Source organism: Roseivirga sp. YIW32, from assembly GCF_057219245.1.
Genome location: NZ_JBXVVG010000002.1, coordinates 543,291 through 558,786, shown reverse-complemented (window position 1 = coordinate 558,786; position 15,496 = coordinate 543,291). Strand labels below are relative to the sequence as shown.

Annotated in this window: 13 protein-coding genes; 11 read left to right on the top strand and 2 right to left on the bottom strand. The window is 43.3% G+C overall.

What is annotated here, in order from left to right; all coding sequences use genetic code 11:
• Window positions 1–39 precede the first annotated feature (39 nt).
• The 11 genes from mnmG (at window position 40) to AC2D6U_RS11200 (ending at window position 14,041) form a co-directional block, all read left to right on the top strand.
• On the top strand, window positions 40–1,905 hold the full coding sequence (gene mnmG / locus AC2D6U_RS11250) for a tRNA uridine-5-carboxymethylaminomethyl(34) synthesis enzyme MnmG (RefSeq protein WP_484721082.1): 1,866 nt from the start codon (window positions 40–42) through the stop codon (window positions 1,903–1,905).
• Window positions 1,902–2,780: a class I SAM-dependent methyltransferase gene (locus tag AC2D6U_RS11245; protein WP_484721081.1), complete on the top strand. Its 879-nt coding sequence runs from the start codon at window positions 1,902–1,904 to the stop codon at window positions 2,778–2,780. Before mnmG ends, AC2D6U_RS11245 begins: the two co-directional genes overlap by 4 nt.
• Window positions 2,770–4,389 carry an Ig-like domain-containing protein gene (locus AC2D6U_RS11240; protein WP_484721080.1) on the top strand — a complete coding sequence of 540 codons (1,620 nt, stop codon included), beginning with the start codon at window positions 2,770–2,772 and terminating at the stop codon, window positions 4,387–4,389. Before AC2D6U_RS11245 ends, AC2D6U_RS11240 begins: the two co-directional genes overlap by 11 nt.
• A gap of 374 nt (window positions 4,390–4,763) precedes the next feature.
• A complete protein-coding gene (locus AC2D6U_RS11235; RefSeq protein ID WP_484721079.1) occupies window positions 4,764–6,596 on the top strand; it encodes a tetratricopeptide repeat protein in 1,833 nt (610 codons plus the stop codon).
• Window positions 6,597–6,599: 3 nt separating this feature from the next.
• Complete coding sequence (locus AC2D6U_RS11230; RefSeq protein WP_484721078.1) at window positions 6,600–6,800, top strand: hypothetical protein; 201 nt, start codon at window positions 6,600–6,602, stop codon at window positions 6,798–6,800.
• Between the two features lie 116 nt (window positions 6,801–6,916).
• Window positions 6,917–7,351, top strand: a complete 435-nt coding sequence (locus tag AC2D6U_RS11225) for a MarR family winged helix-turn-helix transcriptional regulator (RefSeq protein ID WP_484721077.1) — start codon at window positions 6,917–6,919, stop codon at window positions 7,349–7,351.
• A gap of 1 nt (window position 7,352) precedes the next feature.
• Window positions 7,353–9,737, top strand: coding sequence for a 3-hydroxyacyl-CoA dehydrogenase/enoyl-CoA hydratase family protein (locus tag AC2D6U_RS11220; RefSeq protein WP_484721076.1), 2,385 nt, complete (start codon window positions 7,353–7,355; stop codon window positions 9,735–9,737).
• A 33-nt stretch (window positions 9,738–9,770) separates the two neighbouring features.
• On the top strand, window positions 9,771–10,949 hold the full coding sequence (locus AC2D6U_RS11215) for an acetyl-CoA C-acyltransferase (RefSeq protein WP_484721075.1): 1,179 nt from the start codon (window positions 9,771–9,773) through the stop codon (window positions 10,947–10,949).
• 51 nt (window positions 10,950–11,000) lie between these two features.
• Window positions 11,001–11,354: a four helix bundle protein gene (locus AC2D6U_RS11210; RefSeq protein WP_484721074.1), complete on the top strand. Its 354-nt coding sequence runs from the start codon at window positions 11,001–11,003 to the stop codon at window positions 11,352–11,354.
• Window positions 11,355–11,388: 34 nt separating this feature from the next.
• Window positions 11,389–13,197, top strand: a complete 1,809-nt coding sequence (locus AC2D6U_RS11205; protein ID WP_484721073.1) for an acyl-CoA dehydrogenase family protein — start codon at window positions 11,389–11,391, stop codon at window positions 13,195–13,197.
• 304 nt (window positions 13,198–13,501) lie between these two features.
• Window positions 13,502–14,041 carry a hypothetical protein gene (locus tag AC2D6U_RS11200; protein ID WP_484721072.1) on the top strand — a complete coding sequence of 180 codons (540 nt, stop codon included), beginning with the start codon at window positions 13,502–13,504 and terminating at the stop codon, window positions 14,039–14,041.
• Between the two features lie 330 nt (window positions 14,042–14,371).
• Here AC2D6U_RS11200 and AC2D6U_RS11195 read toward each other — a convergent pair whose 3' ends face one another.
• The gene (locus AC2D6U_RS11195) at window positions 14,372–14,785 is read right to left on the bottom strand and encodes a YccF domain-containing protein (protein ID WP_484721071.1); all 414 of its coding nucleotides are present in this window, start codon (window positions 14,783–14,785) and stop codon (window positions 14,372–14,374) included.
• A 55-nt stretch (window positions 14,786–14,840) separates the two neighbouring features.
• Complete coding sequence (locus tag AC2D6U_RS11190; protein WP_484721070.1) at window positions 14,841–15,452, bottom strand: hypothetical protein; 612 nt, start codon at window positions 15,450–15,452, stop codon at window positions 14,841–14,843.
• Between the last annotated feature and the right edge of the window lie 44 nt (window positions 15,453–15,496).

Sequence of the window (15,496 nt, the reverse complement as noted above, 5' to 3'; positions counted from 1 at the left end):
CTCGATCTTTTTTAATGTTTCACGTGAAACAATTAGGCCATGTATCCAACATATGATGTAATAGTAGTCGGCGCAGGACATGCGGGATGTGAGGCAGCTCATGCAGCAGCAAGCATGGGATCAAGCGTACTACTTGTTACCATGAACATGAACACCATTGCCCAGATGAGCTGCAATCCAGCGATGGGTGGTGTCGCCAAGGGACAGATCGTGCGAGAAATTGATGCCCTCGGTGGAATGTCCGGTATGATTTCCGATAAATCGATGATTCAATACAGGATGCTAAACCGTTCTAAGGGACCTGCCATGTGGAGCCCTCGCACACAAAATGATCGCATGCGTTTTGCAGAAGAATGGCGTTTGGCATTAGAAGCCAATCCTAATGTCGATTTCTGGCAAGAGATGGTTACAGGCTTTCTTATCAAGGAGGATAAAGTCGTTGGAGTGACAACAGGTATGGGCCTCGAGTTCCAAGCCAAATCAGTGGTGGTAACTTCGGGAACCTTTCTCAACGGCATCATTCACATTGGAGAAAAACAGTTCGGAGGAGGACGAACAGGCGAGCGGGCATCAACAGGCATCACTGAGCAACTTCAAACCTTCGGCTTTGAAGCCGGACGGATGAAAACCGGTACCCCTCCACGAGTGGACGGCCGAAGTCTAGATTACAGCAAAATGGAAGAACAAACCGGCGATGAACTTCCAGGCAAGTTTTCCTACAGAGCCAGCACTTCAGCGCTAACAGAGCAGAGGAGTTGTTACATCACCTATACAAATGAGGAAGTACATGACATCTTAGCCACAGGATTCGATCGTAGCCCGATGTTCAATGGTGCCATACAAGGCATTGGCCCACGTTACTGTCCATCGATAGAGGATAAGATCAACCGTTTCGCGGAGCGTAACCGTCACCAAATCTTTATTGAACCCGAAGGGTGGCATACTGTTGAAATCTATGTCAATGGATTTTCAACATCACTGCCCGAGGATATACAATACAAAGCCATGCGCAAGATCAAAGGGTTTGAGAATGCCAAAATGTTCCGCCCTGGCTATGCCATCGAGTACGACTATTTTCCACCCACACAACTTCATCATACGCTGGAAACCAAGCTGATCGAAAACCTCTATTTCGCGGGACAAATTAACGGGACAACAGGCTATGAAGAGGCAGCCTCTCAAGGCCTTATCGCTGGAATCAACGCGCACCTGAAAATCAACGGTCAAAAAGAGTTTACCCTATCACGATCCGAAGCCTACATCGGCGTACTCATAGATGACTTGATCAACAAAGGAACAGATGAGCCCTATCGCATGTTCACTTCACGCGCTGAGCATCGCATCCTTCTTAGACAAGACAACGCAGACCTTCGACTCACACAACGAGGTTATGATATAGGTTTAGCCAATCAAGAAATGCTCGACCAAATGAAGGAGAAAAGGCGATTGATTGAGCAATTACGAAACGATCTTATCCAGAAGAAGGTAGACCCACAATTGGCGAACCCCTTTCTGACCAACCAGCAGACAGCCACAATACAGCATCGCACTACACTCAACAAATTAGTCAAACGTCCTCAGGTCAGTGTTAGCGACTTACGGAACATTAGTGCTGATACCGCCGCTTACTTTGACCAATACAACCAGGAGATACTGGAGCAAGCTGACATACACATCAAGTACGAAGACTATATCGACAAGGAAGAAAAGCTTGCACAAAAAATGGTTGACCTTGAAAACCTACAAATTCGTGCAGATATGGATTTCGATCAGATCAAAGCCTTGTCTGCCGAGGGTAGAGAAAAACTAAAAAAGCAACAGCCAAAAACGATCGGTCAAGCATCAAGGATCAGCGGTATCACACCCGCGGATATCTCTATCCTTATGGTTTATATGGGCAGATGATGGAGCAACTAGCCAAATGTCCGATCTGTGGCTCAAGCCAGCTTGATCCCTTCTTCAAAGTCGCTGATCATTTTGGGTCTAAAGAGTTATTCAACATTGAGCTATGTAATGACTGCGAGGGACTAGTAACCAATCCCCGTCCAGATGAAAAAGAAATTGTAACTTATTATAAATCAAATAGTTATGTGTCTCATGGTCAATCGAAAGGCATTCTATTCGACTATGTATACAAACGCCTACAGCAGATCAATCTGAAGAACAAGTACCTACTCATAAAAAAGGAGCATAGCGGAAAGCGACTCCTTGATTATGGCTGCGGCGCAGGCTCATTCCTGGAATACATGTACCAGCGAAACTATAAGGTCAACGGTGTTGAACCTGATGCCAGTGCCAGAGGACTTATTGATCCACAGATACCAACTGCAACATCCATTGACGACTTGCCAACACAACAATACGATGTCATCACCGCATTCCATGTAATCGAACATGTGCATGAATTACATCACACATTAGGGGCACTAAAGCAACGCTTAGATCCAAACGGTATTCTTGTACTGGCACTTCCTAACCCTCTATCCTATGATGCCCAATACTACGGAACCGACTGGGCAGGATACGATGTACCACGGCATCTTTACCATTTCAACCAAAAGAGTCTTGATTCACTCGCCTACCAATTCAATCTTGGCGTATCAAAGGTTCTACCCATGAGACTTGATAGTTATTATGTCAGTCTACTTTCCGAACAATACAAAAAATCTAAATTTGCCCCAGTCAAGGCATTATGGCATGGATATCGCTCTAATCAATTGGCGAAGACTTCTGGCGAATACAGCAGTCTTCTTTACGTTCTGAAAAAACTTGAAGATTAAAGGACTATATCAACTTGTTTTGCTCGTGCTATTGAGTGCTTGCGCGCGCGTCAGCTCTCCAACTGGAGGGCGTGCAGATGAAGAGGCGCCTTTACTGATTCGAACGGTACCCACGAATGAACAACTCAACTACAAAGGTCAAAGCATATTATTGGTCTTCAATGAGATGATACAAACCAATCAAATTGAAACTGACCTCATCATCACCCCACAGCCAAAAGGCGCATATCGAACGAGAACAAATCGTAACACGATAGAGCTTCTTTTTACAGAGCCCTTTCAAGATAGCACAACATACACCTTCAGTTTTGCCAATACCATTCAAGACATCACCGCGAGAAATCCTGCGGAAAATCTTAGCCTCAGCTTCTCCACAGGCGACTACTTGGACTCCTTAAGCATTGAAGGGCAGATACTGAATCTGTACGACCAATTACCAATGGAGAAAACCATGGTCTCTTTGTTTAACGCAAGCGACAGCATCAACGTTTTATCAGGAAATGCACAGTACTATGCCAGAACAGATACAGCTGGACGATATCGTTTCCAAAATTTACCTCCAGGCCAATATCGTGTCTATGCCTTCGAAGACAAAAACAACAACAATAAAGCAGATGCAGAAGGGGAACAGTATGGCTTCTACCCCGATACCCTTGACGTCAACGATAATATAAATGCAATTGATTTTACCGTTCAGCGTCTAAGTACCAAAGAACTCCGGCTTTCATCCGGTAGGCAATTCGGTCGGTACTATGAATTGACCTTCAACAAGGCCATCACATCTTTCGAACCCAACAACTCATCCTCCTATATTTATCTCAACAAAGACGATCAGACCATTCGCTTTTATCGAACTGTAGAACAATACAACGACACCACCGAATTAATTTTTCAGGCACAAGACTCTGTAGGAAACGTTCTGATCGATACGGCCTCCTATTACTTTATCCAATCTGAAGTTGAACCAGAGCCATTAAAAGTATCCATAAGTCCTAGTCGAGAACTCGTTCGACCCGAAGAAGAGATCACCATTCGTTTTAATAAACCTATCATCGTTCAAAACTTCGATAGTATCCGCCTTTCCCTTGACAGCTTAAACGTGTTTCCATTTCCAACAGAATCTATCATCTCTGAAAATTTCAATACTCTCATTCGCTTCCCATTATCTATTAAGGACTACGCGCCACGTCCCGATCAGGCATTGACAGTTACTATGAATAAAGGTGCTTTTCTATCCATCGATGGAGATACAAGTGCGCTGTTACGCAAGACCTACCGAGCAGCACAGGAACAGGAAACGGCACTCATTTCAGGACGCGTTACCAATAGTAAAAGTGCTCTTATTGTACAATTGCTTAACACACGCAACCTGGGCATCGTACAAGAAGTAAACACATCGAACTTCGAGTTTGCCTTTCTTGATGCCGGATCCTACATGATTCGCGTTATTCAAGATTTAAATGGAAATGGCATTTGGGACACTGGAAACATACTACTCAATGAACCACCCGAACCAGCGCAATTCTACGTTGACTCCAATACAGCCTCACAACTTATTGAGGTGCGTCGCAACTGGGCAGTGACCGATCTGGTCATTAATTTACGTTGATAACACATGCACAACACGTGCATAAATAAATTGAGTTGTGGAGTGAAACCAATTCATCGACACCAAGTTGACTCCTGTGAAAATCAGTTGAAACACAAACAAATTTTTAAACATTCCGTCCTTAAGTTATAGACCGTGGATAAGAGTCTTGATACTTATCCACGAATCGACTAAGTTATACACAGGTCATACTAACTAATTAAAAATCAATAGTTTCTAAATTATTAACTGTGGATAAGCAGAATATTTTTGGTACAAACCGAGCACATCAACTAATCAACTTGTGCACAGTTCACTTGTCCACAAATCCACAGCACTAGTAAATAATGATAATATTTAATAATCTTAAATAATATAATATAGCTTGTAGCATTATGTGGAAAAGTGCCTTGATCATTTCTTTGTTACTCGGATTGGTTAGACTTGGTTTAGCACAAAATGCTGACCCAATCGCTGTAGCAAATGAGTATTATTATCAAGGCGATTATGAAAAAGCCCAACAGGAGTATGAAAAACTCATACGGAATAAAAGGAATATTCCGCTTGTCCACGACAATTACTTGGACCTGTTGATCAAAGAGAAGCAATTTAATCTTGCTGAAAAACATGTCAAGAAGGCTATTCAGACCTTTCCATCAAACTTCACCTATCAGGTAGATCTTGGCGTTGTCTATTTAGCAACAGGTGATAAGAAGTCCGCAGAGAAGGAATTCGGTGAAGTAGTTCAAGAGGTTGCAGAGCAGGCGGCAAATGAGAGTAATGCCAACAAAATTCGAATTTTAGCGCAGCATTTCTATGCCAAGAATTTAAGAGGATTTGCGTTAGAGGCTTATGTTCAGGGTAGGGATCGTCTGGGAAAACCAGATCTCTATGCACTTGAGTTAGCAAATGTTTATCGGGTGCTGAACGAAAAACAGAACATGATCAAAGAGTACCTTAACTTTGCTAAAGCACAACCCGGTAATCTTAATTACGTCAAGAACAGTTTTCAACGCCTGTTGATCGAGTCTGTTGACTTAGACACGCTGGAACTAACCTTGTATGATTACATACAAAATGAACCCGGGAATCCCCTTTACAATGACTTATTGGTTTGGACACATTTGCAGCAAAAGAATTTTAGTGCAGCGCTTAGACAGGCTCGAGCATTGGATCGAAGGGTTCAGAATGAGGGAAGGAACATCATTAATGTTGGGATGATCGCTTATCGAAATGAGGACTATCGAACAGCAGATAAAGCTTTTGCTTACATCATCGATGATTTTCCTGAAAGTCCCAACGTGCGTTTAGCGTCGAGATATGCACTTCTTGCTAGGGAAGAAGTATTGAAAGCAACTTATCCAGTAGATACCGTTGCTATAAAAGAACTCATTGCCGATTATGAGACATATAGCATGAATTCCCGAGATGTTTTTGCCGCCATGGAGGCACAGCGTCGCGTCGCCTTGCTCTATGCTTTTCAACTCAATGAAATTGATTCGGCAATAGTCGTGTTGAATGAGCTGATTAGCCAACCTGCGGGCAAGCAACGGGTAATCGCAGAAGCAAAAATGGATTTGGCTGATATCTATTTGCTCGATGAACAACCATGGGAAAGCATCCTTTTATATGGTCAGGTAGAACGGGAATTTAAAGATGAGCCCCTTGGATATACAGCCAAGCTTAAAAGTGCAAAGCTTTCTTACTTCAAAGGAGAGTTTGAATTGGCACAAGGACATTTGGATATTCTGAAATTAGCTACGTCCAGGGAAATAGCCAACGATGCCTTGGATCTAAGCATTCTCATAAAAAACAATACCGTCTTTGATTCCACTGATATCGCGATGCAACGCTATGCATCAATCGAACTTATGTTGTTCCAGAATCAAAAAACCACTGCGCTTGACGCTATTGATAGCATGTTGGTAGAGTTTGAAGGACATTCATTATCCGATGAGCTCTTATTTTTGAAGGCACAAACGGAAAGGGAACTCGGTAATTTTGAGGCATCTCTTGCGGCCTTAGAAAAGATCAACCAAACCTATTATTACGATATCTTGGGTGATGATGCTTTTTTCATGGCAGCACAAGTATTGGATCGCGATCTGAATCGGACCGATGAAGCCATGGAGCGATATCAAGAGTTATTCACAAAATTTCCTGGAAGTATCTATGTTGCCGAATCAAGGCAACGTTTCCGTGAACTCAGAGGTGATTTCAATAATTAGTTAGTGGCAAAATCCTTCAATAATCTTCGTGTCGGTAAGCGTTTTCGCTTGATCAATTATGGTGAGACCTCCGAATTTGAAATCTTGGAGATCTTCTCAAATGGTAATTGTCAACTGAAGGACATCCACACCTTGGAAAACTATGAACTTCATGACCTCGTCCGCTATGGAATGGGAGAGGATTTTGATGTCTCTGAACTTTAACCCAGTCATTTTTCATCGACGCTAGGAGTAAAATATACTCGGCATGCATAATAAATTTAAAAAATAGTATGCATGCATAACAAATATTATTTACATTCGTAACCCTTAAGTAGCGTATGAAGAGAGAAGAGACCATAGATCACCAAATAAAAAGCTGTTGGCACGCAATTCACAGAATGTACAACCAAGAGGCGGCGAGACACAACAGCACAACTTCTCAGGCTTATGTGGTACTGAACATTGATCCTAAGGAAGGAACACCTGCGACCAAGATCGCTCCCATGATGGGATTGGAATCTCGTAGTCTGACGCGCATGTTGAAGAGCATGGAAGAGATGGGTGTTATTTACAAAGAACAAGACCCGAACGATGGACGTTCGGTTAGGGTTTTTTTAACAGCCCTTGGTCAAGAAAAGAGACGCATTTCAAGAGAAACAGTGATCAAATTTAATGAGGCTGTTCAGCAATCGATTGCGGAAGAAAAGCTAGATGCGTTTTTCGAAGTGATTAGTAAGATAAATCAAATTATAGACTCAAAATCCATCTTTTAATATGAATCGAAAGATCAAAAAAGTAGCGGTATTAGGATCGGGAGTGATGGGCTCAAGAATAGCCTGCCATTTCGCTAATATTGGAGTTGAAGTAATCCTGCTCGACATCGTTCCACGCGAGTTGAGCGAAGAGCAACAAAAGGATCCACGGGCAAGAAATCAAATCGTGAACGATGCCTTGACTTTTGCATTGAAGTCAAAGCCATCTCCCATTTACCATGCTGATTTTGCGAAGCGAATCAGTACGGGCAACTTTGAAGACGACATGGCGAAGATCGCCGATGTAGACTGGATCATCGAAGTAGTTGTTGAGCGCTTGGACATCAAAAAGATCGTATTTGAACAAGTTGAAAAATACAGAAAACCCGGCACCTTAATTACTTCCAACACATCTGGTATTCCAATGCACATGATGTGTGAAGGACGAAGTGATGATTTTCAGCGACATTTCTGTGGAACGCACTTCTTTAACCCTCCGCGTTATTTACGATTATTAGAGATCATCCCAGGACCAAAGACTGATCCTGAGATCATCGATTACTTGATGCATTATGGGGATCTTTATTTAGGTAAGGAAACGGTATTGTGTAAAGATACTCCGGCCTTTATTGCCAACCGCATTGGTATTTATGCCATCATGTCGGCCATGCATACCATTGAAGAGATGGAAATGACCGTGGGTGAGGTCGATCGTTTGACCGGACCCATCATCGGACGTGCGAAGTCAGCCACCTTCAGAACAATGGATGTTGTGGGCCTCGATACTACCGTGAACGTAGCGAATAACCTGCATGCCGGTTTACCGAATGATGAATCCAAGGAAAAGTTTGTACTTCCAGGCATTGTGAAAGAGGTCCATGAAAGAGGTTGGTTTGGCGACAAGTCCGGTCAAGGTTATTTCAAGAAGACCAAAGATGCTGACGGGAAACGCACCATTCTTGAGCTGGATTTAAGAACCTTTGAATACGTCGAGCGAACAAGAGCGAATTTCAAGGCTTTGGATGCAGTCAAGGATCAAGAGAACTTAAAAGAGCGTGTCAAAACCTTGGTCAACTTCGATGATAAAGCAGGCGAATTCTATCGAAAGACCTTTTATGACACCTTCAGGTACGTCACCTATCGTATTCCTGAAATTTCGGATGAGCTGTATCGAATAGATCAAGCCGTTTGCGCAGGCTTTGCTTGGCAAATGGGTCCTTTTGACACCTGGGATCTACTGGGCGTCAGAAAGGTCGTTGAGCAGATGGAGCAAATGGAATTGAAGCCTGCGGCTTGGGTGCATGAAATGCTTGACGCAGGAAACGAATCCTTCTATGTCATTGAGAATGGCATCAAAAAATACTACGACATTCCTTCTAAATCGTACAAAGTGATCCCTGGAATGGAGGACCTGGTTATTCTGGAGAATATTCGAGAAACGAATAAGGTCTGGGGAAATGCAGGGGCTTCTATCTTCGATATCGGAGATGGCGTGCTGTGTTTGGAGTTCCACACTAAAATGAATGCCATTGGACAAGAAGTAATCGAGGGCATTGAGACCGCGATCTCTATGGCTGAAAAGGATTACAAGGGATTAGTGATCGGCAATGAAGGGGAAAATTTCTCAGCGGGTGCCAATTTGGCCATGCTCTTCATGTTTGCGGGAGATCAAGAGTTTGATGAGGTCAACTTGATGGTGGCACAGTTCCAAAACACCATGAAACGTGCAAAATTTTCAACTATCCCGGTCGTGGCGGCACCGGCAGGTTTAACACTTGGTGGTGGTTGTGAGTTGTCGTTGCATTGTGACGCTATTCAAGCCCATGCCGAAACCTACATCGGTTTGGTTGAGGTAGGTGTCGGTTTGATCCCTGGAGGTGGCGGAACGAAGGAACTTACCTTGCGTGTGGCCGATTCAGTAGCTTCCGGCGATCCGGAATTGAATAGACTACAAGAGGCATTTATGAACATAGCCACCGCAAAAGTGGCTACTTCTGCTGAGGAGGCCAGAGGAATGAGTATTCTTAGACCTCAAGATGGTGTCACCTTGAACCGAAAAAGGTTATTGACGGATGCTAAAGCCAAAGTGTTGGAATTACATGAGGCAGGGTACACACAACCGGTGGAGCGAAAAGACATCAAAGTACAAGGACGTGTGGGTCTTGCCTTGTTTGAAGCAGGGATCAATGGAATGCTTTTGGGCAATTACATTTCCGAGCATGACGCAAAGATCGCACGTAAACTGGGTTGGATCATGTGTGGCGGCGACCTCACACAACCACAGGAAGTATCGGAGCAATATCTGCTAGACCTAGAACGACAAATGTTTGTCGAGCTGACAGCAGAGCCGAAAACGCTTGAGCGGATTCACTCCATTTTATTCAAAGGCAAACCTTTGAGAAATTAATCATTCAACATTTAACATTTAACATTCAGAAATATGGATGCTTACATAGTTGCAGGATATAGAACAGCAGTTGGTCGCGGAAAACGCAGTGTATTGAAAACGGTGCGTCCCGATGACATGGCTGCAGATGTGATCAAACATTTGGTATCAAAAGTGCCAAATTTTGATCCAAAACGAGTAGATGATCTAATTGTCGGAAATGCCGTTCCCGAAGCGGAGCAAGGCATGCAAATGGCAAGAATGATCTCGCTACTGTCGTTGCCGATCGAAGTACCCGGCGTGACGGTGAACCGCTACTGTGGTTCGGGCTTGGAAGCGATCGCTTTGGCTTCGGCTCGCGTACATGCCGGTACAGCCGATTGCATCATAGCTGGCGGCACTGAATCCATGAGCATGGTTCCAGTGATGGGATACAAGACTGCGTTGAACTACAAGCTTGCTACAGCCCATAACGACTATTACCTCAGTATGGGGCTTACGGCTGAACAAGTTGCCAATGAATTCAAGATCACCAGAGAGGAAGCAGATCAATTTGCGTTTGAATCACATCAAAAAGCAGTTGCCGCTCAAGAAGCAGGAAAGTTTGACGATGAAATTGTTCCTATTGAGGTTTTGAACAAGTCAGTTGGCGCAGATGGCAAAATGAAAGAGTCTTCCTACACCGTCAATAGAGACGAAGGACCGAGAGCAGATACGTCGATGGATGTTCTGGCCGGGCTTCGACCTGTTTTTGCACAAGGAGGTCAGGTAACGGCAGGGAATTCTTCTCCCGTTTCCGATGGTGCTTCTTTTGTGATGGTCATGTCGGAACGAATGGTAAAGGAATTGAACTTGGAACCCATTGCAAGAATGGTCACTTACACCGCAGTCGGTGTTCATCCACGCATCATGGGTATTGGTCCAGTGGAGGCAGTGCCAAAAGCATTGAAACAAGCAGGATTAAAGCAGTCTGACCTGGATTTGGTTGAGCTGAATGAAGCCTTCGCAGCGCAATCACTCGCCGTGATCAAAGAATTGGACCTTGATCGAAGCAAACTGAATGTGAATGGCGGTGCGATCGCATTAGGCCATCCACTTGGTTGTTCGGGAGCGAAACTTTCTGTTCAGCTTTTCAACGAAATGCGCAGAATGGGCAATGCCAAATACGGAATGGTAACCGCTTGTGTGGGTGGCGGCCAAGGCGTAGCAGGGATTTATGAGTTTTTGAATTAGGTCGAATTGCGTACCGCGATGTGCGTATGACGACCAATAAACACAATAGATATGCACAATTATAAAGAACTGAAGGTTTGGCAAGAGGCCATTGAATTGACCGAGTCAATTTATCTGATCTCAGCAAAATTTCCTTCAGAAGAAAGATTTGGCCTAATGAGTCAAATAAGAAGAGCAGCGGTATCTGTTCCTTCAAACATAAGTGAAGGTTCGGGTAGGAATTCAATAGGTGAATTCAAGCAGTTTTTGGGAATGGCTAATGGATCACTGAGTGAACTTGAAACTCAATTGATCATTGCTGAAAAACTGCGTTATGTAAATGAGAATGAACAACTAGAAGCGCTATTCGATCAAATAGATCACATTCAAAGAATGATCTATAAGTTGAAAAGGAAACTGAATTAATCGCAATACGCACTTCGCAATACGTAATACGAAAATGTCTACAGTAGCAGAAAAGAAAAGCATCAAAGGCGGTGAGTTCATCGTCAGAGAAACAGAGTATCAGGAAGTCTTCATTCCAGAAGAGTTTTCTGAAGAGCAAAAAATGATGGCGCACGCATGTCAGGATTTCATCGATACCGAGATCCATCCGAATGTTGAGCGCATTGACAGCATGAAAGAGCCGGACCTCGTGCCGAGCATTTTCAAAAAGGCTGGTGAACTAGGACTTTTAGGGATCTCAGTTCCTGAGCAGTATGGGGGCATGGGCATGAGTTTCAACACGTCCATGCTTATTGCCGACATTATCGGTGCTGCGGGTTCATTCTCCACCACTTACGGTGCACATACTGGAATCGGTACCTTGCCTATTCTGTACTACGGAACGGAGGAGCAGAAAGCTAAATATTTGCCCAAGCTGGCTACAGGCGAATGGGCGGCGTGTTATTGCTTGACCGAACCAGACGCCGGATCTGATGCCAATTCAGGCAAGACCAAAGCGGTCCTTTCTGAAGATGGCAGCCACTATAAGATCACGGGTCAGAAGATGTGGATCTCGAATGCTGGCTTTGCGGATCTCTTCATCGTGTTCGCCAAGATCGAAGACGACAAAAACTTGACCGCTTTCATCGTGGAGAAATCATTCGGTGGAATCAGCATGGGTGAAGAGGAAAAGAAATTAGGAATCAAAGGGTCTTCTACTCGTCAGGTCTTCTTCAACGACTGTGAAGTGCCTGTGGAGAATATGCTTTCAGAAAGACAGAACGGCTTCAAGATCGCCGTGAACATTTTGAACATTGGCCGTGTGAAATTAGGAGCAGGTGTTTTGGGTGGTTGCCGTACGGTGACTTCACAAGCTATTCAATACGCCAATGAGCGCAAGCAATTTGGAACCGCCATTGCAAATTTTGGTGCCATCAAAGGCAAGTTGGCCGAAATGGCAACGCGTATTTTCGTCACGGAATCCTTGGATTACCGTGCCGGTCAGAATATTGAAGACAAGATCAATGACCTGATCGCAGACGGTATGGATGATGCGCAAGCCAAACTGAAAGGGGTCGAGCAGTTTGCCATCGAATGTGCGATCTCGAAGATCCACAGCTCCGAGGTGTTGGACTATGTGGTCGATGAGGGTGTTCAGGTCTACGGTGGAATGGGATTCTCACAAGATGCTCCAATGGAACGAGCTTACAGAGATTCTCGAATTGCCAGGATCTATGAAGGCACGAACGAGATCAACCGCATGTTGATGGTGGGCATGTTGTTAAAGCGAGCCATGAAGGGCGAGCTTGATATCTATGCGCCGGCAATGGATGTGTCAAAGGAATTGACTTCAGTACCTACCTTCTCTTCAATTGATAAGTCAGTACTTTTTGCTGAAGAGAAAGAAGTGATCAAGAATTTGAAAAAAGTATTCTTGATGGTCGGAGGCAAAGCAGCCATGGCACTTCAAGACAAGATCGAAGATGAGCAAGAGGTGATGATGAACCTTGCGGACATCTTGATCGAGACCTACGCGGTTGAATCGGCCATGTTGCGAACAGAGAAGCTCATCAGCTTGAGGGGAGAGGAAGCCTGTGCTGACTATGTGGCCATGACGAAGATCTACATGCAGCGAGCGATCAACATCATCAATGCATCTGCCAAAGAGGCGATTGCAGCCTTCACTAAAGGTGACGAACAGAAAGTGATGTTGATGGGCTTGAAGCGCTTCACAAAAATGGACTTAGTGAATGTAAAAGAGCTTCGTAGACAAGTAGCCGATACCATGATCAAAGAAGGAAAATTCCCATATTTCTTCGCTTAACCCCTTATTTATTCACGTAATTCCTGCGCAGGCAGGAATCTCCTGAATGAAAAAAGTAAAGGTTAAGGACAGAGGGGTTTGAGAAGAATCACATAAGCCAACGTTCTCGAAAGAGGAGGTTGGCTTTTTATTTTAATATAATTTCGATATATTTAATCACATTTAATCACATTAAACATTACACAATGAAAAATTATCTAAAATTCGGGCTACTTGTATTTTATTATTTTCACACATATCATGTAGTGATGATGTCGATCCGACTGGGGGTTCAATTATTGAGGAATCGATAATTGATTTTGGAATGGATTTGTCTCATAGTTTGGAAAACAATGACCTTATTAAGCGTAATCTTTACCAGGCTAATGTCAATCAAGAAAATTCTGAAGTTCAAAAAATGGAGCTTGCCAAGGTATTAAAGGCAGACCTAAGTGAATCCGCTTTGAAATTAGTTTCACATTATGGATTTGAAGACCAAGAATTAATTGAAATGTTCGGCTCGAAATACCTTGAGGAGAATAAAGAAGCAGTAATTTTAGCTGCGCTACTAATATTCTCAAAGGAAGTGGAAAACAATCCTCTTTTGTACAAGAATGATGTCTCTAGCGTCAGATCGGCTTGGTACTCAGACCCAATAGATACAAGTCGTTTGGCTCATTGTGCTTTTGAGGCTCTCGGGGCCGAGCTGATTATTGACGCATGGTATGGAAGGGCTATGTCAAGATACGCTGTTCGAAAGGCTCTAGTGAAAGCTTTAGGCAAGGTTGGTACGAGAATTGGTCTCGGTGGCTTAGGCTTTGCTTTAATTTTAGCTGATGTAATGTGGTGTATGACTAGAGAGTAGATTTATGAATACGCAAGAAGTTTTAACTATTGTACTTTTTCTTATGATTACGTCTTCGATAGTTTATCAATATCTTTTCATTCGAAAAGCGTTGACAAAGAAATCAGTAGAAAGAAGAATGTTATTACGAATAACATTGACAGGCCTGATCTTTTCGATTATTTTATTAGTCTTTATTCTTCAAGAAAAACTGGCTGGAGGATTATTTAACTCTTGAAATTCTAAAAAAGAAAATCAAATCTTTAACAGTAGTTACAAAAACTAATACTAGTAACTGAAAGTTATTTGAGCCAACGTTCTCGAAAGAGGAGGTTGGCTTTTTTGTATGGCTCACGTCATTCTGAGGGAGAAAACTTGTGGAGAGGCAAAGTTTACGACCGAAAGAATCTGTTGGTCTTTGGCAGTGGACTTAACGGACAGATTCTTTCGGTCTTGATGCTCTGGACACTCATAATGACGCCTCGTTTCGTCATTCTGAAGGAGAGAATTTCTCGATAGAGAAATAATCGACTGAAAGAATCTGTTCGAGAGTTGCAGTGCTTTCAACAAGCAGACTCCGGTAGCAGAACCTGATTCGACGCGTTGACCAAAAGGAGCGAAGCCTAAAATGGCTAGCTTAAAACACTGAATGCCCCAAGGAATGCCAACCACGGTCATGCACAACGCTATGTCTCCAATGATGTATTCCAAGGCGATCATCCAACCTCCAAAGACGATCCAAATGATATTTCCTAATAAACGCATACAGGTTATTTGTTAAGGGTTATTGGTCGTTTTAATAACGATTCAGGGAAAATTATTAACCAATCGCTTTGTAAGAAATGACCTCTTTCTTATCAGCATCGAGCTCAAATACTGATAGTACTTCCTCACCATCCAATGCAAAACGATGGAGGTAATGGATATGATCTTGCCCTGAAAGGTCGACGCTATAAACGGAAAGGTTGAGCGCATTGAGTTTGGCTTCGATCAGATTGAGTGCAACGGTTTCTTTGTGGATCAAAAGGGCTAAACGGTTGTCTTCAATAGTGCTTAACGCGAGGTCGATTTTTGCCTTGAGTCGAATCCAATCATCGATTTGATCAGGAACTAACTGTTGAAAAGTATTGACCTCGTCTGCCCAGCTTTTTGGAAACTTTGCATGACTTTTCAAAAGGCTAACTTTTTCTGTTAAGGTATCTTTAACGACGGCCAACTGATTTTTCAATTGTACATCTTCCAATAGCAGTTCGTTGGTGATCGGTTTTAATTCTAGCGCATTGTAGCGCTCAAAATCTCCTGCTTCATTGTAGATGAAGGAGCTAATGGCATCCAAGAACCTGTCTTCTTTTGATTTTCTTTGGTGATTGACAAAGACGAGAATGGCTACGATACAGCCAATGCCGATACTGGCAAAAATTCGTTTATTCATGTCTTGAGTTTTTGATAAAAATGGCGAGTCGCTAGTATGACCAT

Excerpts from the sequence above, each read along its gene's own strand:
- AC2D6U_RS11245 (WP_484721081.1), top strand. The coding sequence starts at position 1,902 with ATGATGGAGCAACTAGCCAAATGTCCGATCTGTGGCTCAAGCCAGCTT.
- AC2D6U_RS11190 (WP_484721070.1), bottom strand. The coding sequence starts at position 15,452 with ATGAATAAACGAATTTTTGCCAGTATCGGCATTGGCTGTATCGTAGCC.
- AC2D6U_RS11235 (WP_484721079.1), top strand. The coding sequence starts at position 4,764 with ATGTGGAAAAGTGCCTTGATCATTTCTTTGTTACTCGGATTGGTTAGA.
- AC2D6U_RS11220 (WP_484721076.1), top strand. The coding sequence starts at position 7,353 with ATGAATCGAAAGATCAAAAAAGTAGCGGTATTAGGATCGGGAGTGATG.
- mnmG (WP_484721082.1), top strand. The coding sequence starts at position 40 with ATGTATCCAACATATGATGTAATAGTAGTCGGCGCAGGACATGCGGGA.
- AC2D6U_RS11195 (WP_484721071.1), bottom strand. The coding sequence starts at position 14,785 with ATGCGTTTATTAGGAAATATCATTTGGATCGTCTTTGGAGGTTGGATG.
- AC2D6U_RS11215 (WP_484721075.1), top strand. The coding sequence starts at position 9,771 with ATGGATGCTTACATAGTTGCAGGATATAGAACAGCAGTTGGTCGCGGA.
- AC2D6U_RS11210 (WP_484721074.1), top strand. The coding sequence starts at position 11,001 with ATGCACAATTATAAAGAACTGAAGGTTTGGCAAGAGGCCATTGAATTG.
- AC2D6U_RS11200 (WP_484721072.1), top strand. The coding sequence starts at position 13,502 with ATGGATTTGTCTCATAGTTTGGAAAACAATGACCTTATTAAGCGTAAT.
- AC2D6U_RS11205 (WP_484721073.1), top strand. The coding sequence starts at position 11,389 with ATGTCTACAGTAGCAGAAAAGAAAAGCATCAAAGGCGGTGAGTTCATC.
- AC2D6U_RS11225 (WP_484721077.1), top strand. The coding sequence starts at position 6,917 with ATGAAGAGAGAAGAGACCATAGATCACCAAATAAAAAGCTGTTGGCAC.